The sequence below is a fragment of the Achromobacter sp. ACRQX genome, from assembly GCF_022346505.1.
GTDB lineage: Bacteria > Pseudomonadota > Gammaproteobacteria > Burkholderiales > Burkholderiaceae_B > Achromobacter > Achromobacter animicus.
In genome coordinates this window covers 18,940-41,978 of the sequence record NZ_JAKRML010000020.1, presented here as the reverse complement: position 1 = coordinate 41,978, position 23,039 = coordinate 18,940, and the positions used below count along the sequence as shown (strand labels likewise).

21 protein-coding genes are annotated in these 23,039 nt (G+C 66.2%); 14 read left to right on the top strand and 7 right to left on the bottom strand.

From position 1 onward, the window contains the following. The first annotated feature begins 6 nt into the window (after positions 1–6). Genes MHZ91_RS18065 through MHZ91_RS18055 form a run of 3 tightly spaced genes read left to right on the top strand, consistent with a single transcriptional unit; the run spans position 7 to position 2,991 of the window. On the top strand, positions 7–1,302 hold the full coding sequence (locus MHZ91_RS18065) for an ABC transporter substrate-binding protein (RefSeq protein WP_175137035.1): 1,296 nt from the start codon (positions 7–9) through the stop codon (positions 1,300–1,302). A 16-nt stretch (positions 1,303–1,318) separates the two neighbouring features. After that, entirely contained in the window at positions 1,319–2,194 is an 876-nt protein-coding gene (locus MHZ91_RS18060; protein WP_175137034.1) for a carbohydrate ABC transporter permease, read from the top strand. Next, the gene (locus MHZ91_RS18055) at positions 2,191–2,991 is read left to right on the top strand and encodes a carbohydrate ABC transporter permease (RefSeq protein WP_076518055.1); all 801 of its coding nucleotides are present in this window, start codon (positions 2,191–2,193) and stop codon (positions 2,989–2,991) included. Before MHZ91_RS18060 ends, MHZ91_RS18055 begins: the two co-directional genes overlap by 4 nt. Positions 2,992–3,096: 105 nt before the next feature. On the opposite strand, the gene MHZ91_RS18050 is transcribed toward MHZ91_RS18055, so the two are convergent. Both MHZ91_RS18050 and MHZ91_RS18045 read right to left on the bottom strand, forming a co-directional pair. After that, positions 3,097–3,414, bottom strand: a complete 318-nt coding sequence (locus MHZ91_RS18050) for a hypothetical protein (protein WP_175123948.1) — start codon at positions 3,412–3,414, stop codon at positions 3,097–3,099. 83 nt (positions 3,415–3,497) lie between these two features. Next, entirely contained in the window at positions 3,498–3,845 is a 348-nt protein-coding gene (locus tag MHZ91_RS18045; protein WP_175123949.1) for a DUF1840 domain-containing protein, read from the bottom strand. Between the two features lie 270 nt (positions 3,846–4,115). On the opposite strand from MHZ91_RS18045, the gene argS reads away from it, so the two are divergent. The 3 genes from argS to MHZ91_RS18030 all read left to right on the top strand — a co-directional run bounded on the left by argS (position 4,116) and on the right by MHZ91_RS18030 (position 7,239). Beyond that, entirely contained in the window at positions 4,116–5,801 is a 1,686-nt protein-coding gene (gene argS, locus MHZ91_RS18040; protein ID WP_175137032.1) for an arginine--tRNA ligase, read from the top strand. A gap of 9 nt (positions 5,802–5,810) precedes the next feature. Further along, complete coding sequence (locus MHZ91_RS18035; protein WP_239215037.1) at positions 5,811–6,527, top strand: SPOR domain-containing protein; 717 nt, start codon at positions 5,811–5,813, stop codon at positions 6,525–6,527. 79 nt (positions 6,528–6,606) lie between these two features. Further along, complete coding sequence (locus MHZ91_RS18030) at positions 6,607–7,239, top strand: thiol:disulfide interchange protein DsbA/DsbL (RefSeq protein WP_056565750.1); 633 nt, start codon at positions 6,607–6,609, stop codon at positions 7,237–7,239. Between the two features lie 82 nt (positions 7,240–7,321). On the opposite strand, the gene metC is transcribed toward MHZ91_RS18030, so the two are convergent. Together metC and MHZ91_RS18020 are read right to left on the bottom strand one after the other, a co-directional pair. Beyond that, positions 7,322–8,515: a cystathionine beta-lyase gene (gene metC / locus MHZ91_RS18025; RefSeq protein ID WP_239215035.1), complete on the bottom strand. Its 1,194-nt coding sequence runs from the start codon at positions 8,513–8,515 to the stop codon at positions 7,322–7,324. Positions 8,516–8,573: 58 nt separating this feature from the next. Continuing rightward, positions 8,574–9,293 carry a nitroreductase gene (locus MHZ91_RS18020; RefSeq protein WP_239215033.1) on the bottom strand — a complete coding sequence of 240 codons (720 nt, stop codon included), beginning with the start codon at positions 9,291–9,293 and terminating at the stop codon, positions 8,574–8,576. A gap of 104 nt (positions 9,294–9,397) precedes the next feature. On the opposite strand from MHZ91_RS18020, the gene MHZ91_RS18015 reads away from it, so the two are divergent. Continuing rightward, positions 9,398–10,024 (top strand): LysE family translocator, encoded by a 627-nt coding sequence (locus MHZ91_RS18015; RefSeq protein WP_239215031.1) that lies wholly within the window; start codon positions 9,398–9,400, stop codon positions 10,022–10,024. Between the two features lie 115 nt (positions 10,025–10,139). Here the strand turns inward: MHZ91_RS18015 and MHZ91_RS18010 are convergent, their stop codons facing one another. Continuing rightward, the gene (locus tag MHZ91_RS18010) at positions 10,140–11,207 is read right to left on the bottom strand and encodes an MBL fold metallo-hydrolase (RefSeq protein ID WP_239215029.1); all 1,068 of its coding nucleotides are present in this window, start codon (positions 11,205–11,207) and stop codon (positions 10,140–10,142) included. 73 nt (positions 11,208–11,280) lie between these two features. On the opposite strand from MHZ91_RS18010, the gene MHZ91_RS18005 reads away from it, so the two are divergent. Continuing rightward, positions 11,281–11,661 carry a MerR family DNA-binding transcriptional regulator gene (locus MHZ91_RS18005; RefSeq protein ID WP_239215027.1) on the top strand — a complete coding sequence of 127 codons (381 nt, stop codon included), beginning with the start codon at positions 11,281–11,283 and terminating at the stop codon, positions 11,659–11,661. Positions 11,662–11,666: 5 nt separating this feature from the next. After that, positions 11,667–11,999 carry a YnfA family protein gene (locus MHZ91_RS18000; RefSeq protein ID WP_175123957.1) on the top strand — a complete coding sequence of 111 codons (333 nt, stop codon included), beginning with the start codon at positions 11,667–11,669 and terminating at the stop codon, positions 11,997–11,999. A 155-nt stretch (positions 12,000–12,154) separates the two neighbouring features. Here MHZ91_RS18000 and MHZ91_RS17995 read toward each other — a convergent pair whose 3' ends face one another. Both MHZ91_RS17995 and MHZ91_RS17990 read right to left on the bottom strand, forming a co-directional pair. Further along, positions 12,155–13,126: a tripartite tricarboxylate transporter substrate binding protein gene (locus MHZ91_RS17995; RefSeq protein WP_239215025.1), complete on the bottom strand. Its 972-nt coding sequence runs from the start codon at positions 13,124–13,126 to the stop codon at positions 12,155–12,157. Positions 13,127–13,184: 58 nt separating this feature from the next. Beyond that, positions 13,185–14,360: a M20 aminoacylase family protein gene (locus MHZ91_RS17990; RefSeq protein ID WP_239215023.1), complete on the bottom strand. Its 1,176-nt coding sequence runs from the start codon at positions 14,358–14,360 to the stop codon at positions 13,185–13,187. Positions 14,361–14,608: 248 nt separating this feature from the next. Here MHZ91_RS17990 and MHZ91_RS17985 point away from each other — a divergent pair, with 248 nt between their 5' ends. From MHZ91_RS17985 to MHZ91_RS17965, 5 genes are all read left to right on the top strand, one after another. After that, positions 14,609–15,787 carry an isovaleryl-CoA dehydrogenase gene (locus MHZ91_RS17985; protein WP_056565773.1) on the top strand — a complete coding sequence of 393 codons (1,179 nt, stop codon included), beginning with the start codon at positions 14,609–14,611 and terminating at the stop codon, positions 15,785–15,787. A 22-nt stretch (positions 15,788–15,809) separates the two neighbouring features. Then, positions 15,810–17,714, top strand: coding sequence for a bifunctional isocitrate dehydrogenase kinase/phosphatase (gene aceK / locus MHZ91_RS17980; RefSeq protein WP_239215021.1), 1,905 nt, complete (start codon positions 15,810–15,812; stop codon positions 17,712–17,714). 35 nt (positions 17,715–17,749) lie between these two features. Then, a complete protein-coding gene (locus tag MHZ91_RS17975) occupies positions 17,750–18,931 on the top strand; it encodes an acetyl-CoA C-acetyltransferase (protein WP_175137022.1) in 1,182 nt (393 codons plus the stop codon). Positions 18,932–19,160: 229 nt separating this feature from the next. After that, positions 19,161–20,768 carry a carboxyl transferase domain-containing protein gene (locus MHZ91_RS17970; RefSeq protein WP_239215020.1) on the top strand — a complete coding sequence of 536 codons (1,608 nt, stop codon included), beginning with the start codon at positions 19,161–19,163 and terminating at the stop codon, positions 20,766–20,768. Positions 20,769–20,950: 182 nt separating this feature from the next. Further along, positions 20,951–22,975, top strand: a complete 2,025-nt coding sequence (locus tag MHZ91_RS17965; protein ID WP_239215019.1) for an acetyl/propionyl/methylcrotonyl-CoA carboxylase subunit alpha — start codon at positions 20,951–20,953, stop codon at positions 22,973–22,975. Positions 22,976–23,039 lie beyond the last annotated feature (64 nt).

Below are 23,039 nucleotides of genomic sequence, written 5' to 3'. Positions count from 1 at the left end.
CATCCCATGCGACGCATCGTACTCAAGACCCTGGCCGCCAGCCTGGCCGCCGCCTGCCTGTCTCTGCCTGTGCAGGCGCAGAACAAGCCCGTCGAGGTCGAGTTCTACTACCCGGTTGCTGTCGGCGGCCCGATCACCAAGATCGTCGACGACATGGTGACGGATTTCCAGAAGGAAAATCCCAACATCAAGATCAAGCCGATCTACGCCGGTTCGTATCAGGACTCCATCGCCAAGGCGCTGACCGCGCTCAAGGGCGGCACCCCGCCGCAACTGGCGGTGCTGCTGTCCACCGACATGTTCACGCTGATCGACGAGGACGCCATCGTTTCGATCGACAGCCTGGCCAAGACCGACGCCGACAAGAAGTGGCTGGGCGGCTTCTATGACGCCTTCATGCAGAACAGCCGCACCGGCGGCCACACCTGGGGCGTGCCGTTCCAGCGTTCGACGATCGTCATGTACTACAACAAGGATCTCTTCAAGGCCGCCGGCCTGGATCCCGAAAAGCCGCCCAAGACCTGGGCCGAGCTGGTCGAGTACGGCAAGAAGCTGACCAAGCAGGACGCCTCGGGCAACACGACGCAGTGGGGCATCGAGATCCCGTCGGGCGGCGCATTCGCGTACTGGCTGTTCCAGGCGCTGACCACGCCCAACGGCGCGATCCTGATGAACGAAGCCGGCAACGAGGTCTACCTGGACAAGCCGGCGGTGGTCGAAGCCGCGCAGTTCTGGCGTGACCTGTCGGCCAAGCACAAGATCATGCCGACCGGCACGATCGACTGGGGCACCACGCCCAAGGACTTCCTGGAAAAGAAGGCGGCCATGGTGTGGACCACCACCGGCAACCTGACCAACATCCGCAAGAACGCGGACTTCCCGTTCGGCGTGGCGATGATGCCGCAGCAAAAGCGCGGCGGCAGCCCCACGGGCGGCGGCAACTTCTACATCTTCAAGAGCGGCACGCCGGAGCAGCAGGCCGCAGCGCTGAAGTTCGCGCAATGGGCCACCACGCCCGAGCGCGCGGCCGACTGGAGCATCGCCACGGGCTACGTGGCCGTGACGCCGGCCGCCTGGGAAACCGAGAAGATGAAGAAGTACGCGCAGGAAGTGCCGGCCGCCACGGTCGCGCGCGACCAGCTGGAAGTCAGCGTGGCGGAATTCTCGACGCATGAGAACCAGCGCGTCACCAAGACCCTGAACGACGCCCTGCAGGCGGCGCTGACGGGCTCGAAGACCCCGCAGCAGGCCCTGACCGACGCGCAGCGCGAGTCCGATCGCATACTGCGTTCCTACAAGTAAACCGACTGCACGCACGATGAGCCGCTCTTTGAATGCGCTTTATGGCTGGCTGCTTCTGCTGCCAGCCATCGTGCTGCTCGCCGCCTTCACGCATTACCCGGCGGTGGCGACGCTTTGGCACAGCTTTTTCTCCACCCCAAAGGGCGCGCGCCCGGCCCGCTTCGTCGGGCTGGACAACTACGCGGTCATGCGCGACGACCCCGTGTTCTGGCAGTCGCTGTGGAACAACCTGTGGTTTGCGCTGGGCACCATTCCCACCTCGATCGGCATCGCGCTGATCATGGCGCTGTGGGTCAACCGCAACCTCACCGGGCGCGGGTTCCTGCGCATGGCGTACTTCACGCCGACCGTGCTGCCCATGGTGGCAGTCGCCAACATCTGGCTGTTCTTCTACACGCCGCAGTACGGGCTGATCGCGCAGGTGATGGGCTGGTTCGGCGCGCCGGGTCCCAACTGGCTGGGCAACCGCGAGACCGCGCTGCCCGCGCTGATGCTGGTGACCGTCTGGAAAGAGGCCGGCTTTTTCATGATCTTCTATCTGGCGGCGCTGCAGACCGTGTCGCCGTCGCTGCGTGAAGCGGCCATGCTGGAAGGCGCCTCGCGCTGGCAGTATTTCCGCCGCATCCTGTGGCCGCTGCTGATGCCCACCACGCTCTTCGTGCTGATCAATGCGCTGATCAACGCGTTCCGGCTGGTCGACCACGTGGTCGTCATGACACGCGGCGGGCCGGACAACGCGAGCACCTTGCTGCTCTATTACATCTACCAGGTGGGATTCAGCTTCTGGGACACGGCTTACGCCGCGACCCTGACCGTCGTGTTGCTGGTGGTGCTGGCGCTGACCGCGCTGATCAAGTTCCGCTGGCTGGACCGCAGGACGCACTACCAATGAAAGACAAGCTCGATACCCTGGGCGCGTGGGCGCTGGGCCTGTTGTGGATTCTGCCGCTGGCCTACGCGATGTGGGCGGCGTTTCATCCGCCGGCCTACGCCACCCGCTTCGATCTCTTCGCGCCGCTGACGCTGGATAACTTCGTCCGTGCCTGGAATGCAGCGCCGTTTCCGCGCTACTTCCTGAACACGTTCGTGCTGGTCACGATGGTGCTGGCCGCGCAGCTGGTGCTGTCGACGCTGGCGGGCTATGCGTTCGCGCGTTTCGAATTCCGCGGCCGCGATTTCGTGTTCATGCTGGTGCTGTTGCAGCTGATGATCATGCCCGACGTGCTGCTGGTGGAAAACTACCGGTCGATGAGCCTTCTGGGCGTGCGCGACACGGTGTTTGCGATCGGCCTGCCGTACTTCGCCTCGGCCTTCGGCATCTTCCTGTTGCGCCAGACCTTCAAAACGGTTCCGCGCGAACTGGAAGAGGCGGCCCGCATGGAAGGCGCGAACGCGCTGCAGGTGCTCTGGAAGGTGTACGTGCCGCTGGCCAAGCCGATCTACGTGGCCTACGGGCTGGTGTCGGTGAGCCACCACTGGAACAACTTCCTGTGGCCGCTCATCATCACCAACTCGGTGGAATCCCGGCCGCTGACGGTCGGCCTGCAGGTGTTCTCGTCAACGGACCAGGGCATCGACTGGTCGGTGATCACCGCCGCGACGCTGATGTCGGCCGCGCCCCTGCTGATCGCGTTCCTGCTGTTCCAGCGCCAGTTCGTGCAGTCGTTCATGCGGGCGGGGATCCGGTAGGAATCCGTTCGCACGGCGCGCCGCACACATCGCGCCGCCGTGAACGCAGCGCACAAAAAACCCCGCCAGGCGGGGTTTTTCACGGGTGGCGGAATGTTCGGCCGTTCAATACCCGACAGTCAGGCCCGGCAGGTCCACGGTGATGCGCGGACGCTCCAGCGCCAATGCCAGGTGCTCGGCGAACTCGCGGGCTTCCTTTTCGTCGGTGGACAGCGTGTCGTAGCCCAGCGCGTCGGCCACGCCCAGCACCTTGTCCAGCAACAGGACCTTGCCGCTGGGCCGCAGGGGCTCGCAGCCCAGGGTTTCCCAGGCGCTGTCAAACCAGTCGCGCGCATCGGCCTGGCGTTGCGGGGAGGTTTCGACGTTCGCGGAAAGGTCCAGCGAACGCCGGGAGTCGAAAACAATGGTGATGTCGCTGCGCATGGGAATAAGGCTCCGTCAGAGGGCGTCAGGCCAACAGGGTAGGCAAAAAAAGCCGGACAGATTGTCCGTCCGGCGACATAGTCCTACCAGCCCCGCGAGACTTCCCAGGTGACCTCGGCGCCTGCGGCCTGCGACTGGCGCATCATGTCCAGCAGGGGGAAGGCACGCTCCTTCAGACCGACCGCGCGCGCCATCGGGGCGACGGGCGCCTTGTCCTCGTCGTCCTCGTCCGGGCTTTCGTGGGCGTGCTGGTACTCGTCGATCGCGCGTTCGATGCCGCTGATGGCCGGTCCAAGCTGCTCCACGGTGAAGACGCCGCGCTCGGGGATCTTGTCGCCGACCGGCTTGCCGGCCGCCTGCAACAGGGCGCCCGCGTGGTCGGTCAGCATCAGGACTTCGGCCACGACCTTGGAGTGAAAAGTGATCAGCATATTCCGGTCTCCTACATTGATTACCTTAGCTCCGTACACTACCCCAACGCCCCCATGATGCCAACTGGCGCCCCCAAATCAACTATGATTCAGGGGTTTCCCGTGACAGCAGGCGCCGCGCCGGGCCCCAGATTTCCGGCACATGCGCGCCGGCTTGCCCGCCGCCGCCGGACAGAACCGCGAGCCAGCCTGCGGGCACGGCGCGGATCGCCGGCAGGCCGCAAGCGCCGTGCCGCCATCGTCACTCACTCAGAACCACGCCAGACGCCCATGCTCCTCGAGCAACAAAAACAGCTTATCTCCCTGATCCAGGCCGCCGTCGCGCAGAGCCTGCCCGACGCCCAGCCCAACGTGCTGCTGGAGCGCCCCAAGGTTGCCGCCCATGGCGACGTCGCCACCAACGTGGCCATGCAGCTGGCAAAGCCGGCCCGCCGCAATCCCCGCGAACTGGCCCAGGGCATCGTCGACGCCGTGATGGCCAATCCCGACGCCGCCGCGCTGGTCGAAAGTGCTGAAGTGGCCGGCCCCGGCTTCATCAACCTGCGCATCACGCCGGCTGCCCGCCAGGCCGTGATCGCCGCGGTGGCTGAGCAGGGCGATGCCTACGGCCGCGCCGCGCGCCTGGGCGAGAAGATCCTGGTCGAATTCGTGTCGGCCAACCCCACCGGTCCGCTGCACGTGGGCCATGCCCGCCAGGCCGCGCTGGGCGACGCGCTGTGCCGTCTGTACGACGCCGTGGGCTGGGACGTCACCCGCGAGTTCTATTACAACGACGCCGGCAACCAGATCCAGAACCTGGCGATCAGCGTGCAGGCCCGCGCCCGCGGCCTGACCACCGATTCCCCCGACTGGCCCGAAGACGGCTACAAGGGCGACTACATCGCCGACATCGCCCGCGACTTCCAGGACGGTAAGACCATCCAGGCGTCCGACGGCGAGCCCGTCACCGCCACCGGCAACATCGACAACCTGGACGACATCCGCGCCTTTGCCGTGGCCTACCTGCGCCGCGAACAAGACCTGGACCTGCAGGCCTTCGGCCTGGCGTTCGACAATTACTACCTGGAAAGCTCGCTCTACACGTCCGGCCGCGTCGAAGCGACGGTCAAGGCGCTGATCGCCGGCGGCCACACGTACGAGGAAGGCGGCGCGCTGTGGCTGCGCACCACCGAATTGGGCACGGGCGACGACAAAGACCGCGTGATGCGCAAAAGCGAGGGCGGCTACACCTATTTCGTCCCCGACGTGGCCTACCACAAGGCCAAATGGGAGCGCGGCTTCCATCGCGCCGTGAACATCCAGGGCAGCGACCACCACGGTACCGTGGCTCGCGTGCGCGCCGGCCTGCAGGCCCTGGAAGAGGGCATCCCGAAGGACTATCCGTCCTACGTGCTGCACAAGATGGTCAAGGTGATGCGCGGCGGCGAAGAGGTCAAGATCTCCAAGCGCGCCGGCAGCTACGTCACCATGCGCGACCTGATCGACTGGGTCGGCCGCGACGCCGTCCGCTACTTCCTGATCCAGCGCCGCGCCGACACGGAATTCGTGTTCGACGTGGATCTGGCCCTGTCCAAGAGCGACGAGAACCCCGTCTACTACATCCAGTACGCCCACGCGCGCATCTGCTCGGTCATCAACAACGCGGGCATGCCCGCCGCCGACGTGGCCCAGGCCGACGCCGCGCTGCTGACGGCCCCGACCGAATTCGCGCTGATGCAGCGCCTGGCCGAGTTCCCGCAAGTGGTGGCGCTGGCCGCCCAGGACCTGTCGCCGCACCACATCGCGTTCTGGCTGCGCGACTGCGCGTCGGACTTCCACGGCTGGTACAACGCCGAACGCGTGCTGGTCGACGACACCGCCGTCAAGTTGGCCCGCTTGCGCCTGGCCGCCACGACCCGCCAGGTGCTGGCCAACGGCCTTGCGCTGTTGGGCGTTTCCGCGCCCGAGCGGATGTAACATCGGTTCATGGCAACCAAGCGCAAATCCACCCGCCGTTCCTCCGGCGAAAGCGGCAGCACCCTGTACGGGGCGCTGGCCGGTCTGCTGATCGGGCTGATCGTCGCCGCCGTCGTCGCGTTCTATGTCACCAAGGCGCCCGTTCCCTTCGTGGACCGGGCCAGCCGCCAGGGCGATACGGGCAAGCTGCCCGATCCGCGCTCGGCGCCGGACCCCAACGCCGGCCTGTACGGCCGCGACGGGGCCGCGGGCGCGCCGCCCACCGGTCCCACCGCCACCGCGCCGGCCCCGCTGCCGGGTGCGGGCGCACCGTCCAAGGGCGATGAAACGCCCGCCAAGCTGGACGACCTGGGCGCGCTGATCGCCACGCTGCCCACCTCCCGGGCGCCGGCTGCTGCGCCGTCGGCGCCCCCCGCCACGGCGTCCGCGCCCACGCCCATCTCCAAGGCCGCCCCCACGGCGACGGCATCCGCCAAGCCGTCCGCGCCCGCCGCCAACGGCACGTACTACCTGCAAGCCGGCGCCTTCCGCGGCGAGAACGACGCCGAATCGCTCAAGGCGCGCATCATCCTTTTGGGTCTGCCGGTCGCGGTACAGAAGGCGGAATTGAACGGCAAGCCCATCAACCGCGTTCGGGTCGGTCCGTTTGCCCGCCTGGACGACATGAACCGGGCGCGCGGACGCCTGGGCGAGAACAAGATCGAAACCGCCGTGGTGCGCCAATAGCGCTACGCGGCGGATCGTTTTGCATTGAACTAATCCGGCCCCGGGCCTGTCTGTAGCCTTTTATTCAGGAACCTCACCCATGCTGTCCCCCAAGCTCATCCGCATCCTGGCAGCCGCCGCGCTGACCGCCACGGCGTTCTTCAGCCCGGCCAGCCACGCGCAAGGCGCCCAGCAGTACGTGCCGATCAACCCGCCGCTGCCGTCGGACACCCCGGGCAAGGTCGAGGTCCTGGAATTCTTCGCCTACACCTGCCCGCACTGCGCCGCCATGGAACCCATGGTCGAAGACTGGGCCAAGACCGCGCCGTCCGACGTCGTCTTGAAGCAGGTCCCCATCGCCTTTAACGCCGGCATGAAGCCGCTGCAACAGCTGTACTACACGCTGCTGGCCCTGGACCGTCCCGACCTGCACCCCAAGGTCTTCACGGCCATCCACGGCGAACACAAGCGCCTGTTCGACAAGAAGGCCATGGGTGAGTGGATTGCCACCCAGGGCGTGGACCGCGCCAAGTTCGACTCGGTGTTCGATTCGTTCAGCGTGCAGACCCAGGTGCAGCGCGCCAACCAGCTGGCCGAGGCCTATCGCATCGAAGGCACCCCGTCGTTTGCCGTGGGCGGCAAGTTCATGACCTCGCCGGTCATGGCGGGCAACAGCTACGAAGGCGCGCTGAAGGAAGTCAACGCGCTGATTCCGATGGCGCGCGCGAAGTAAACCGCGCCAAGCGCTGCAATGAAAACGCCCCGAGCCTTTCCAGGCCGGGGCGTTTTTCTTCAGGCGTATCGCAGCCGCGTGGCTATTCCTTGACCGCCGCAGCCTGCTCAAAAGCCTGCGTCAGGTCCGCAATGATGTCCTCGGGCGACTCCAGCCCGATGTGCAGGCGCACGACCGGGTTCTCGCCTTCGCCCCAATAGCCGTGCTTGGACAGATCCTTCGGCGACACAAGCTGCACGAGGCTTTCATAGCCGCCCCACGAAAAGCCGATGCCAAAGAGCGTCAGCGCATCGACAAAGCGGCGCGCGGCGGCCGGGGACAGGGCCAGTTCGGCCGACAGCATGCCGTTCGACCCCGTGCAATCGCGTTTCCACAATTCGTGGCCGGGATCCTTGGGCCAAGCCGGATGGAACAAACGCACGGTCTCGGGACGGGAATTCAGGAACTCGCACACCTGCATCGCGTGGCGTGCATGCTGCGCCATGCGGATGGGCATGGTGCGCACACCGCGCAGCGCCAGCCACGCATCGTCCGCGCTGATCGAATACCCCATCGCATACTGCGTGCGGTTCAGCTTGCGGGCGATGCCTTCGTCGTTGGTGACCACCGCGCCCAGCATCAGGTCGGAGTGCCCGCCCACGTACTTGGTGCCGGCAATGACCGAGACCCGCGCGCCCAGCGTCAGCGGCCGGTAGATATAGCCGGAACCCCAGGTGTTGTCGGTGGCCAGCACCAGCCCGTGGCGCTGCGCGATGGCGGCCATGGCGCCCATGTCCAGCATCTCGAACAGCAGCGAGCCGGGCGATTCCACGTACAGCAGCTTGGTATTGGGCCGCACCAAAGCGTCCACGTCTTCACCCGCGGCAAAGTACGTGATCTCGATGTTCATGCGCTTGAGCACCGCATCGTCCAGCTCGCGCATCGGGCCGTACACGCTGTCGGAGATCAGCGCATGGTCGCCGGCCGAGCACAGCGCCATCATCACCATCGTCATGGCCGACAGACCCGAGGACGCCAGATAGCAGTGCGTGCCGCCTTCCAGCTGGGTGAAGACCTCTTCCAGCGCGGCATGGGTGTCCATGCCCATGCGCCCGTACGTGGACGCGCGGCCGCCAGCCGCCTTGCTGCGCTGCGCGTTTTCCAGCGCGGCGATATTTGCAAAGCGCACCGTGCTGGCCCGCATGGGCGGCAGCGGCACCGGCGCCGTGCCGGTCTCGGGATTGAACGGGGCGGTGCCCGCGTGCTGGAGAACCGTATCGATGTGTTTGGTAGGCATCTTGTAGAGGTGCGTCAAAACCGGGAAAACCAAACCATATCAGGACGCGGCCGGAATTTCAGCCGATCCATTGAACCGTCTCGGACAAATCCGCGCGCCGGGTGCGATAGCTGTTGGCCGGATGCGCCGTGTCCTCGAAGCCGAACGAGATGCCGCACACCACGCGACGGCCGGGCGCGATGCCCAGCACTTCACGCAGCACCTCGGGGTACATCGCTAGCGATGCCTGCGCCACGGTTGCGACGCCGTTGGCCTGGGCGGCGAGCAGGAAGTTGGCGACATAGCCGCCGCAGTCCATCGCCCCGTACTCGCCCAGCGCTTCGTCGGTCGTGATGATCGCGACGTGCGGCGCGTCAAAGAGCGCGAAGTTACGCATCTCCTGGCGCCGGTAGGCCTCGCGGTCGCCGCGCGGCACGCCGACGGCGCCGTACAGCTGGAAGCCGGACTCGCGGCGGCGGGCCAGGTATTCGTCCCGGTATTCGCGCGGGAACGGGAAATCAGGCTTGAAGCCTTCAATCTGCGCGCGGTGCTCCAGCGCGTCCCGCAACCGCTTCGTGCCGTCGCCCTCGGTAATTGCCACCTGCCACGGCTGGCAGTTGCACCAGGACGCCGTGCGCTGCGCCAGGGTCAGGATGCGTTCAATGGTGGCGCGGGGCACGGGCTGCGGCAGAAAGGCGCGGCAGCTGTGGCGGGCAAGCAGCCAGTCCTCGAGCGCGGTATCGGGCAGGGCGTTGTTGGCGTTATCGGTGTTATTGGCGTTCTGAGCGGCAACGGTCATGATCAAACTGTCTCCTGTCGTGGTCGGCTTTGCCCTTATCATGCCACTTGCTGTCCGCCACCGTCCCGCCCGTTGCATCCGCGGTCCGATACCGAAGAGACTCCATGCTGCCCCTCGACACCCTGATCGCATTCTTTGGCATTGCCGTGCTGCTGGCGCTGACGCCGGGGCCGGACAACCTATTTGTGCTGATGCAGTCCGCCATCTGGGGACGCGAGGCGGGCATGTTCGTGGTGCTGGGGTTGTGCACGGGACTGCTGGGACACACGGCGGCGGTTGCGGTTGGCTTGGCCGCGGTATTTGCCGCGTCGCCCGTGGCGTTTACGGTGCTAAAGCTGGCGGGCGCGGCCTATCTGGCGTATCTGGCTTGGCAGATCCTGCGCGCCCCCGTCGAATCCGAAGACGGCAAACGTCCCGAACCCATGCGGCCCAGCGCGTTGTATCGCCGCGGCATCGTCATGAACCTTACCAATCCGAAAGTGCTGCTGTTCTTCTTCGCCTTCCTGCCGCAGTTCACGTCTCCGCGGCTCGGGCCGGTCGGATTGCAAACCATGCAACTGGGCGCGGTGTTCATCGTGTCGACGCTGCTGGTGTTCGGGGCGATCGCGTTCTTCTCGGGTGCGTTCGGGGAATTGCTGCAGCGTTCGGTCACGGCCAAGCGCTGGTTGAATCGCATTGCCGCGCTGGTGTTCGTCGGGCTGGCGGTCAGGCTGGCGACGGCTTCCCGCTAGACACCGCTAATCGTCGCGCTGGCGCTGATCACCAGCGGCGGCACGCGATCAGCGGGACACCGGCAGCCGGACACGAGCAGCGACGCTCGCATCCCCCGGCCGCCCATCCTGCCAATCAAACCGCCTTGAACCGCACGATGCCATCGGCATCCTGCGCGCGCGTCAGCTTGCCTTCGAAGTACAACGCATGCAGATGCGCCAGCGCCTCGCCCATCGCGAAAGTCAGCTGATGCAGATCCAGCTTGCGCTTGAACAGCACGGGCACGATGTCGGATGTCGATTGCGGCTTCACGGCACAGGCTTCCAGCACCTCGGCCAGCCGATCCCGATGATGCTCGTGCTGCTGCGTGATGCGCTCATGCAGACCCTTGAACGGGCGGCCGTGCGACGGCAACACCAGCGTATCGCGGGGCAGGCCGTCATAGCCGTGCAGCGACCGCAGATACAAGGGCAAGGGATTCGCGTCAGGTTCGTAGTCGAAGACGCTGACGTTGGTGGAAATGCGCGGCAGCACCATGTCGCCGGAAATCAGCACGCCCAGATCGGGCGAGAACAGCGACGCGTGTTCCGGCGCATGACCATAGCCCACGATGACGCACCAGTCGCGACCGCCGATGCGCACCTGATCGCCGTCCATGATCCGCGTATAGCGCGACGGCACGGCAGGCACCAAGTTGGGGAAATAGCTGGCGCGCTGGCGGATCTGTTCCTGCGCGTCCGGGTCCGTCAGGCCGTGCCGGGCGAAGTGCTCGACCGCCGATTGTCCGCCCGGCCCCGCGCCGGCGTCGGTGCGGCGCGACGACCACAGCGACGCCACCATGTAATCCGTCATCGTCATCCACAGCCGCGCGTTCCAGCGCTCGCACAGCCAGTAGGCCAGACCGATGTGGTCCGGATGCATGTGGGTCACCAGCACGCGCAGCACGGGCAGGCCGTCCAGTTCGTTCTTGAACACGTCTTCCCACAGCGTCTTCACTTCGTCGCGCGAGATGCCGCAGTCGACGACCGTCCAGCCATCCTGGCCGTCGATGTTGTCGCGCAGCAGCCAGAGGTTGATATGATCCAGCGCGAACGGCAGCGGCATCCGGATCCATTTGACGCCCTCCGCCACCGCATGCGCGCGGCCGGCCTCGGGCTGAAAATCGGCCCAGGGATACTGAAGCTTCTGTTCGTTGGGGTTCATTGCCTCTCGCTCCACGCTTGACGATCACGTCAAGTCATCATAATTTACGTTTACGTAAACTGCCACACGTCGCATGTCCCCGTCAACCTGGACCATCTCCGAGCTCGCCCGCGAGTTCGACGTCACGCCCCGCACGATCCGCTTCTATGAAGACCAGGGGATCGTCAGCCCGGCGCGCGAGGGCCGCAACCGCATCTTCGGACCGCGCGACCGCACGCGCCTGAAACTGGCCTTGCGCGGCAAACGGCTGGGCCTGCAACTGTCCGAGATCCTGACGCTGATCGACATGTACGACGGGCCCGGCGACACCGAGGTGCAGTTGCGCCAGTATCTGTCCGTGCTGGAACAGCATCGTGCCACGCTCGAGCAGCAGCGTCGCGACATCGACGATACCCTTCAGGAAATCAGCGAGCAGGAACGCCAGTGCCGCGTTCTTCTGGCGCAGAAGCCGTAGTCTGCATGGCCGTTTTTCAAACCATCGGGCTTTTCGTCCTGACCGCCCTGGCCGAGATCATCGGCTGCTATCTGCCTTATCTGTGGTTGCGCAAGGGCCATTCCATCTGGCTGCTCGCGCCCGCCGCGCTGAGCCTGGCGCTGTTCGCGTGGCTGCTGACGCTTCACCCGACGGCGTCCGGCCGCGTCTATGCCGCGTACGGCGGCGTGTATATCGGCATGGCGCTGCTGTGGCTGTGGGCGGTGGACGGCGTGCGGCCCAGCGCGAGCGACTGGATCGGCGTGGGCCTGTGCCTGGCCGGCATGCTGGTGATCATGTTCGGGCCGCGCGGGACCTGAACCGGCCTGCCAGACGGGCAAGAAAAAAGCGCGCGTTCCCGTGAAGGGCCGCGCGCTTCGCATAGGTGCTGGTCTTTGACGCAGGCTGCGCCTCGGCGCATTTTCACGCGGCGGATCGACCGCCGCCGCGCTGAAGTGCCATTACAAACCGCCGATCATTCCGCCTTGATATTGCTTTCCTTGATGATGCGGGCGTTGTTCGTGAACTCGGCCTGCACCTGCTTGGCAAACGCCTCGCCCGATGCCGTACCCGGCTGCAGGAACGACTTGGCCAGCAGTTCCTGGAACTCGGCGCTGGCCACGGCCTGGGTCAACGCGGCCTGCAACGGCTGCGACACCGTCGGCGGCAGATTGGCCGGCGCGAAGATGCCGAAGTTCGAGTAGTACTGCGCCTGGGGCAGCTTCAGTTCGGCCATCGTCGGCACGTCGGGCCACGCGGCCAGACGCTGCGGCGCCATCACCGCCAGCGGCTTGAGCGCGCCGTTGGCCACGTGCGGCAGCACGACGTCGCTGTTGACCACCAGCAGCTCCACCACGCCGCCCAGGCCGTCGGTCAGCGCCTGGCTGTTGCCGCGATACGGCACGTGCAGCATCTTGGTGCCGGTCTGTGCGGTGACCGCCGCCATGCCGATATGCGCGACCGTGCCCTGACCCGGCGTGCCGTAGCGCACGCCTTCGGGATGCGACTTGGCGTATTCCACCAGCCCCGCAAAATCCTTCACCGGCAACGCCTTGGTCGCCACGATGGCCACCGGCGCGACGGCGACGCTGGCCACCGGCGTCAGGTCCTTCATCGGGTCATAGTTGGTCTTGGCCAGATGCGGAAAGATCGTCAGCGGGCTGGTCGAGGCCAGCAGCAGCGTGGTGCCGTCCGGCTGCGCGCGCGCGACGTAGTCCGTGCCCACCGAGGCGCCCGCGCCCGGCTTGTTCTCAACGATGACCGTGATGTTGGCTTCCTTGCGCAGCGCATCGCCCAACCGGCGCGCGATCGCATCGGCGCTACCGCCGGCCGTGTAGGGCACGACCACGGTAACGGGCTTGGCCGGCCAGCTCTGCGCCATCGCGCCGCTTGCCATGATTGCCAGGGCCGCCCCCGCGGCCTTGATGAACAACGTCTTCTTTTTCATATCGTCCTGGTGATGTTGCGTAGCACTGCGTGGGTGAAACGGACTGCGGTAAAGCACATCAGGCGAGGTAGCGTTGCGCCAGGCGAACCCAGTACGACGCCCCCGCCGGAATCAAGGAATCATTGAAGTCATAGCTGGCGTTGTGCAGCATGCACGGGCCCAGGCCGTGGCCCGCCATGCGATGCTCGCCGTCGCCATTGCCCAGGAATACGTAGCAGCCCGGCTTTTCCTGCAGCAGGAAGGCAAAGTCTTCTGAGGCCATGGCCGGTTCGATGGTGAGTGCGCGGTCCTCGCCCACGACCTCGCGCATCACGCCCATGCAGAATTCCGTCTCGGCCACGGTGTTGACCAGCGCCGGGTAGCGGCGCTCGAAGTACACCTCGGCCTCGCAGCCGTGCGCCGCGGCGATGCTGGGCGCAATCTCCTGCATGCGCCGCTCGATCAGGTCCACCACATCGGTGCTGTACGCGCGCACCGACCCGCCGAGCCACGCGGTGTTGGGAATCACGTTGATGACGCTGCCGCCCGCCTGCACCTGCGTGATGGACAGCACCGCGGCATCCAGCGGACGCTTGCTGCGCGTCAGGATCGTCTGCAGCGACTGGCCGATGGCAAAGAGCGCCGGCACCGGGTCATTGCAGTCCTGCGGCGCGGCGGCGTGGCCGCCCTTGCCCTTGACCGTGATCTTGAAGCCGTTGGCCGCCGCCATCATAGGACCGGCACAGACTCCGAAGGCGCCGGCCGGCAATCCCGGCCAGTTGTGCATGCCAAACACGGCCTCGCAAGGAAAGCGCGTGAACAGGCCATCCTGGATCATCGCGCGGCCGCCCGCGCCGCCTTCCTCGGCCGGCTGAAAGCACAGGTACACCGTGCCGTCGAAGCCGCCCGCCGTCTGCAAATGCTGCGCCGCAGCCAGCAGCATTGCGGTGTGGCCGTCGTGGCCGCAGCCGTGCATTTTGCCGTCGTGGCGCGAGCGATGCTCGAACTGGTTTTCTTCCTGCATGGGCAGCGCGTCCATGTCGGCGCGCAGCATGATGGCCCGGTCCGATGTGCCCCGCTTGATCACCCCGACCACGCCCGTCTTGGCGACGCCCGTGTGCGTTTCGATGCCCCAGCCGCGCAGCGTATCGGCCACCACCTTGGCCGTGCGGTGCTCTTCGTAGCAAAGCTCCGGGTGCATATGAATGTCACGGCGCAACGCCACGATGTCGTCCAGATTGGAAAGTTCGAGCACAGCTGACTCCGTCGGATATTTCAGGATTAAAGGGTCATATCAAGTATTGCCCATCGTCCCTGTCGCAGCGGTGTGCAACGCGCTAGGGATAACCCTCATCCAATTTACGTTTACGTAAACGTAATATTTGCACTGCATCATTGCGCAGCGCCGGATGAACGGCGCATCATGGATCACCCCCGCGACGGCGGCCAAGACACGTCCGCGCAGGTTCATGAATGTAAGCACCTACTATCACGGAGACACTGATGAATCTTCCCGGCCTGAACTTCGACCTGGGCGAAGACCTGGACATGCTGCGCGACGCCGTCCGCAATTTCGCGCAGGCCGAGATCGCGCCGCGCGCCGCGGAAGTCGACCGCAGCGACCAATTCCCCATGGACCTGTGGCGCAAATTCGGTGACCTCGGCGTGCTGGGCATGACCGCCGACGAGGAATACGGCGGCGCCAACATGGGCTACCTGGCCCACATGGTCGTCATGGAAGAAATCTCACGCGCCAGCGCCTCCATTGGCCTGTCGTACGGCGCGCACTCGAACCTGTGCGTGAACCAGATCAACCGCAACGGCACCGCCGCCCAGAAGGCCAAGTACCTGCCCAAGCTGATCTCCGGCGAACACGTCGGCGCGCTGGCCATGAGCGAACCGGGCGCCGGCTCCGACGTCGTCAGCATGAAGCTGCGCGCGGAAAAGAAGGGCGACCGCTACGTGCTGAATGGCACCAAGATGTGGATCACCAACGGTCCGGACGCCGACACCCTCGTCGTCTACGCCAAGACCGACCCCGAGGCCCACCAGCGCGGCATCACCGCCTTCCTGGTCGAAAAGGGTTTCAAGGGCTTTTCCGTGGCGCAGAAGCTGGACAAACTGGGCATGCGCGGCAGCCACACCGGCGAGCTGGTGTTCCAGGACTGCGAGATCCCCGAGGAAAACGTGCTGGGCCAGGTCAACGGCGGCGTGAAGGTGCTGATGAGCGGCCTGGATTATGAACGCGCCGTGCTGTCCGGCGGCCCGCTGGGCATCATGCAGGCCGTGATGGACGTGGTGGTGCCCTACATCCACGACCGCAAGCAGTTCGGCCAGGCCATCGGCGAATTCCAGCTCATCCAGGGCAAGGTCGCCGACCTGTACACCACGCTGCAAGCCAGCCGCGCCTTCTGCTATCAGGTCGGCAAGAACCTGGACAAACTGGGGTCCGACCACGTGCGCCAGGTGCGCAAGGACTGCGCCGCGCTCATCCTGTACACCGCCGAAAAGGCCACGTGGATGGCGGGCGAAGGCGTGCAGATCCTGGGCGGCAACGGCTACATCAACGAATACCCGGTCGGCCGCCTGTGGCGCGACGCCAAGCTGTATGAAATTGGCGCCGGCACCAGCGAAATCCGCCGCATGCTGATCGGCCGCGAACTCTTCAACGAAACCGCCTGACGCCTTATCCACAGCCCGCGCCATGATCCGCACGTCCGACATCCAGCACATCGAGCAGGCTCCCGCGCCGGGGCCGTCTCCGCTGGAAGTCGCGCGCCTGATCCTGGCGGGCTTTGACCGGCACTACGCGCTGTTCCGCTACAGCGCGCAGCGCGCCAAGGCGCTGTTCGAATCCGGCGACTGGCACGGCATCCAGCACCTGTCGCGCGAACGCATCGAGTACTACGACATGCGCGTGCGCGAATGCGCCACGCAACTGGAAGGCGTGCTGCGCGGGCGGCCAGAGGGTGCGGTTGGCGGCGCGGTTGGCAATACGGGCAACGGCGCGGAGCACGCCGCCAAGAACGGCAATGGCGCCGCCGCCCCGTCCCTGACCGACGCGCAGACCGCGTACTGGCAGCAGATCAAGCAGGAGTTCGTCGGCCTCCTGGGCGAACACCGCCAGCCCGAATGCGCCGAGACCTTCTTCAACTCGGTCTCGTGCCGACTGCTTCACCGCGACTACTTTCACAACGATTTCCTGTTCGTACGCCCGGCAGTCGCCACCGACTACCTGGACAGCAGCGTGCCGTCCTACCGCGTGTACTACCCGGCGACCGACGGCCTGGAAAAAAGCCTGATCCGCATGGTGGCCGACTTTGGTCTCGCGCTGCCCTTTGAAGACCTACCGCGCGACACGCGATTGCTGGCGCGCGCCGCCGTGTCCAAGCTGCGCGCGGTCCTGCCGCGCCACGTCGGCCGGCGCATCGCCACAGACTGCCAGCTCCATGCGCTGGGGTCGCTGTTCTTTCGCAACAAGGGCGCCTACATCGTCGGCCGCCTGATCAACCAGACCACCGTCTATCCCTTTGCCATCGCGCTGACGCGCAATCCGGCCGGACAGGTGACGCTGGACGCGCTGCTGCTGGGCGCGGACGACCTGAGCACGCTCTTCAGCTTTACCCGCGCGTATTTCCTGGTCGATATGGAAACGCCCGCGGCCGTGGTGAATTTTCTGTCGAGCCTGTTGCCGCGCAAGCCCAAGGCCGAGCTCTACACCATGATCGGCCTGCAAAAGCAGGGCAAGACGCTGTTCTACCGCGACTTCCTGCACCACCTGGCCCACTCGCGCGACGCCTTCGACATCGCACCCGGCATCAAGGGCATGGTGATGTGCGTGTTCACGCTGCCGTCCTATCCGTACGTGTTCAAGCTCATCAAGGACCGCATCGACAAGGACGGCATGGATCACGCCACCGTGCGGCGCAAGTACCAGATGGTCAAGCTGCACGACCGCGTGGGCCGCATGGCCGACACCTGGGAATATTCACAGGTGGCCCTGCCGCGCGCCCGCTTTGCGCCCGCGCTGCTCACCGAACTGCGGCGCCTGGTGCCCAGCCTTATCGAGGAAACCGGCGACACCGTCGTCATCCGCCACGTCTACATCGAACGCCGGATGACGCCGCTGAACCTGTATCTGCAGCAGGCGCCGGACGCGCTGCTGGACCACGCCGTGCGCGAATACGGGGACGCCATCCGGCAATTGGCCGCGGCCAATATCTTCCCCGGCGACATGCTTTACAAGAATTTCGGCGTCACGCGCCTGGGCCGCGTCGTCTTTTATGACTACGACGAAATCCAGCGCATGACCGAGATGAACTTCCGGCGCATTCCGCCGGCCCCGAACGAAGAAGCGGAGATGGCCTCCGAACCCTGGTACGCCATCGGCCCGAACGACGTCTTCCCCGAGGAATTCGGCCGCTTCCTGCTGGGCGATGCGCGCGTGCGCGGCGCCTTCATGCGTCACCATGCCGACCTCCTGGAACCGGACTGGTGGCAAGCCTGCCGCGCCCATGTGGCGCAAGGCCGGATCGAAGAATTTTTCCCTTACGATAAGGACAGACGCTTGCGTGCAGACCGCCCTTCAAACGGCAACGCGGTGTTGTAACCCAATCGCTGTCCCGACCCTCACAGGAGCAAGTCATGTCAGATCCCATCGTCATCGTTTCCGTCGCCCGCACGCCCATGGGCGGCATGCTGGGCAACCTGTCCGGCCTGGCCGCGCACGAGCTGGGCTCGGTCGCCATCAAGGCCGCCGTCGAACGCGCCGGCATCAAGCCCGAGCAGGTCGACGAAGTCATCATGGGCAACGTGCTGCAAGCCGGCCAAGGCCAGGCGCCCGCCCGCCAGGCCGCGCTGGGCGCCGGCCTGCCGCTGGGCGTGGCGTGCACCACCATTCACAAAGTCTGCGGCTCGGGCCTGAAGGCCGCGATGTTCGGCCATGACCTGCTGGCTTCGGGCAGCGCCGAGATCGTCGTCGCCGGCGGCCAGGAAAGCATGAGCAACGCGCCGTACCTGCTGCTCAAGGGCCGCCAGGGCTACCGCTACGGCCACAACACCGTGTACGACCACATGGCGCTGGATGGCCTGGAAGACGCGTACGACAAGGGCAAGGCCATGGGCGTCTTCGCCGAAGACTGCGCCGCCAAGTACTCGTTCACGCGCGAACAGCAGGATGCGTTCTCGCTGGAATCGCTGCGCCGCGCGCGCGCCGCTTCGGAAGACGGCAGCTTCAAGTGGGAAATCGCCCCCGTCACCGTGGCCGGCCGCAAGGGCGACACCGTGATCGACACCGACGAAGCGCCCACCAAGGCCATGCCGGAAAAGATCCCGACGCTCAAGCCCGCGTTCAAGAAAGACGGCACCGTCACCGCCGCGAACTCGTCGTCGATCTCCGACGGCGCCGCCGCCATGGTGCTGATGCGCGCGTCCACCGCCGAAAAGCTCGGCGTCAAACCGCTGGCCCGCATCGTCGCGCACTCGCAGCACTCGCAGGAACCCAACTGGTTCACCACCGCCCCCGTCGGCGCGCTGAAGAACCTGTTCAACAAGACCGGCTGGAAGGCCGAGGACGTGGACCTGTACGAGATCAACGAAGCCTTCGCGGTGGTCGCCATGGCCGCCATGACCGACTTCAAGCTCTCGCCTGAAAAGGTCAACATCCACGGTGGCGCCACCGCGCTGGGCCACCCGATCGGCGCCTCCGGCGCACGCCTGGTGGCCACCCTGATCGGCGCCCTGCGCAAGACCGGCGGCAAGCGCGGCGTGGCCACGCTGTGCATCGGCGGCGGCGAAGCCGTCGCGATGGCCATCGAAATGGTCTAAGCCGTTGCCTGCTTGAGACACGGGCTTCGGCCTGTGCCTCAAGCAGGATTTCGCTGCGCCTTTCTGGCATTGCAACCACCGCGACGGGTCGGTCGCGGGCCATGCAGGAAAGGCGCAACGAAATCCTGATTTACCAAATCGACAAGAATGCCCGGCCCACCGGGCAGCGAGACAACCCGCTCACACCGAGCGCCTTCAAATTCCAATCAAGCAGGACGGGTGGTACCCCATGCCCATCATCGAATCCCGCATCAATCCGCGGTCGCAGGACTACATCGACAACGCCAGCGCCATGCAAGCGCAACTGGACGATCTGAACCAGCAACTGGCGCAGACGGCCTTGGGCGGCAGCGAATCCGCCCGTGCCAAGCACACCGCGCGCGGCAAGCTCCTGCCGCGCGACCGCGTCGAAAACCTGATCGATCCCGGCACCCCGTTCCTGGAACTGTCGCCCATGGCGGCGCACGGCATGTATGACGGCGACGCGCCCGGCGCGGGCGTCATCACCGGCATCGGCCGCGTGTCCGGCACCGAGTGCGTCATCGTCTGCAACGACGCCACGGTCAAGGGCGGCACCTACTATCCGATGACGGTCAAGAAGCACCTGCGCGCGCAAGAGATCGCCGCGCAGAACAACCTGCCGTGCGTATATCTGGTGGACTCCGGCGGCGCCAACCTGCCGCAGCAGGACGAAGTCTTTCCCGACCGCGACCACTTCGGCCGCATCTTCTACAACCAGGCGCAGATGTCGGCGCAAGGCATTGCGCAGATCGCCGTCGTAATGGGTTCGTGCACCGCCGGCGGCGCGTACGTGCCCGCCATGAGCGACGAGTCCATCATCGTCCGCAACCAGGGCACCATCTTTCTGGGCGGCCCGCCGCTGGTCAAGGCGGCCACCGGCGAAGAAGTCAGCGCCGAAGACCTGGGCGGCGGCGACGTGCACACGCGCCTGTCCGGCGTGGTCGACCACCTGGCCGCCAACGACATGCACGCGCTGCAACTGGCGCGCAACGCCGTTGCGCGCCTGAACCGCAAGAAGCCGCAACCGCTGGCCACGATCCCCGTGCGCGAGCCGCGCTTCGATCCCAGCGAACTGAACGGCATCATTCCCGCCGACACCCGCAAGCCCTACGACGTGCGCGAAGTCATCGCGCGCATCGTCGACGGCTCCGAGTTCGACGAATTCAAGGCGCGCTTCGGCCCCACGCTGGTCACCGGCTTTGCGCACATCCACGGCATGCCCGTCGGCATCGTCGCCAACAACGGCATCCTGTTCTCCGAGTCCGCGCAGAAGGGCGCGCACTTCATCGAACTGTGCGCGCAGCGCAAGATCCCGCTCGTGTTCCTGCAGAACATCACCGGCTTCATGGTCGGCCGCAAGTACGAAAACGAAGGCATCGCGCGCCACGGCGCCAAGATGGTGACGGCCGTGGCCACCGCCAACGTGCCTAAGTTCACCGTCCTGATCGGCGGCTCGTTCGGCGCCGGCAACTACGGCATGTGCGGCCGCGCGTATTCGCCGCGCATGCTCTTCATGTGGCCCAACGCCCGCATCTCGGTCATGGGCGGCGAGCAGGCGGCAAGCGTGCTGGCGACGGTGAAGCGCGACGGCATCGAAGCGCGCGGCGGGCAATGGTCGGCGGAAGAAGAGACGGCGTTCAAGGCCCCGATCCGCGAACAGTACGAGCGCGAAGGCCATCCGTATTACGCGACTGCGCGGTTGTGGGACGACGGCATCATCGCCCCCGCCGACACGCGCCGCGTGTTGGGGCTGGCGTTGTCCGCCGCGCTGAACGCGCCGATTGAAGACACGAAGTTCGGTGTCTTCCGGATGTGAATGGGACCCACCCCCTACGCGCTTCGCGCGCCCCCTCAAGGAGGCGGCACTGGCGGACCGGCGGAGCCGGATCCGCGGTGCCCCCGATAGGGCCGGCGCAGGCGGGGAACGGTTGTTAGAAATTTAGCGGCAGTGCCCTCGCCGCACCGCTGTCAACAAACAAACTCAGCTTGGATAACGCAATGTTCGATACTGTGCTGATTGCCAACCGCGGCGAAATCGCCTGCCGCGTCGCCGCCACCGCTCGCCGCATGGGCCTGCGCACCGTCGCCGTCTATTCCGACGCGGACGCTAACTCGCGCCACGTCGCCGCCTGCGACCAGGCCGTCTACATCGGCGGCTCCGAGCCGCGCGCCAGCTACCTGCGCGCCGACGCCATCCTCCAAGCCGCGCGCGACACCGGCGCCGGCGCCATCCACCCCGGCTATGGCTTCCTGTCCGAGAACGAAGCCTTCGCCCAGGCCGCGCAAGATGCCGGCATCGCCTTCGTCGGCCCGCCCGCGTCCGCCATTGCCGCGATGGGCAGCAAGTCCGCCGCCAAGACCCTCATGGAAAAAGCCGGCGTGCCGCTCGTGCCCGGCTACCACGGCGACAACCAGGACCCGCAGTTCCTCAAATCGCAGGCCGATGCCATCGGCTATCCCGTCCTCATCAAGGCCAGCGCGGGCGGCGGCGGCAAGGGCATGCGCATCGTCGAATCCCCCGGCGCGTTCCTCGATGCACTGGCCTCGTGCCAGCGCGAAGCCGCGTCCAGCTTCGGCGACGACCGTGTGCTGATCGAACGCTATCTGCAAAAGCCGCGCCACATCGAAATCCAGGTGTTCGCCGACACGCACGGCAACTGCGTGTACCTCTTCGAACGCGACTGCTCCGTTCAGCGCCGCCACCAGAAGGTGATCGAAGAAGCCCCCGCCCCCGGCATGACCGAAGAACGCCGCCGCGCCATGGGCGAGGCCGCCGTCTCCGCCGCGCGCGCCGTGGGTTACGTGGGCGCGGGCACGGTCGAGTTCATCGCCGAGCCCGACGGCCGCTTCTACTTCATGGAAATGAACACGCGTCTGCAGGTCGAGCACCCGGTCACCGAAATGATCACCGGCCACGACCTCGTCGAATGGCAACTGCGCGTCGCCGCCGGCCAGCCGCTGCCCGCCCGCCAGGAAGACCTGCGCATCAACGGCCACGCCATCGAGGCCCGCATCTACGCCGAGAACCCCGAGAAGGGCTTTTTGCCGTCCATCGGCACGCTCGCCTACCTGGGCCTGCCGCCGCACACCGCGTTTGCCAACGGCGACATCCGCGTCGACGGCGGCGTGCGCATGGGCGACACCATCACCCCGTTCTACGACCCGATGATCGCCAAGCTCATCGTGCACGGCGCCGATCGCGACCAGGCCCGCGCCCGCATGCTGCAAGCCTTGGCGCAGACGCAGGCGGTGGGCGTGCAGACCAACGTCGCGTTCCTGGCGCGGTTGATGAAGGACAGCGCCTTTGCGGCCGCTGATCTGGATACGGGTCTCATCGAACGCCAGCGCGCCACGCTGCTGCCCGACCCGCAACCCGCCGACGCCGACGCGCTGGCGCTGGCCACCGCTGCGGTGCTGGTGCGGCAAGGCCTCGCACAACCGGGCGCGCAGGGCGCGGGCAAAGGCCCCACCGACCCGTGGGACGCGCGCGACGGCTGGCGCTTAGGCGGCCAGTATCGGCGCCACCTGCAATGGACCGACAACGGCGAAACCCGTCACGTCACCGTGGCCCGTCAGGGCGGTGCGTGGACGCTGGACACCGGCGACGGCGCGCGGCCGTTCCTGTGGCGCTCGCACGCCAGCGCCAATCCCAACCTGGCCTACGGCCTGCGCATCACGCTGCAAGGCCATGAAAGCGCCGGCACCGTCGTCCTGCATGGGGACCGCGCCTACGTCTTCCGCGAGGACGGCTCGCACGTCCTGGAGCTGTATGACGCGTTGACGCACTCGCAGGACACGCAAGGCGATCACGGCGCGGGCCTGGCCGCGCCCATGCCCGGCAAGATCATCTCGATCTCGGTCAAGGCGGGCGACAAGGTCGAAAAGGGCCAGCCGCTGCTCGTGATGGAAGCGATGAAGATGGAACACACCATTTCTGCGACTGCCGACGGTACGGTGGGGGAAGTGTTCTATGGGGTGGGGGATCAGGTGACGGAAGGCGCCGAACTCGTGTCGATCGAGTAACGGCGGTTTGAACGTACCCGACGGCTTCCGGCGGTATCGCCGGAAGCCGTTTTGTTTTGCGGCG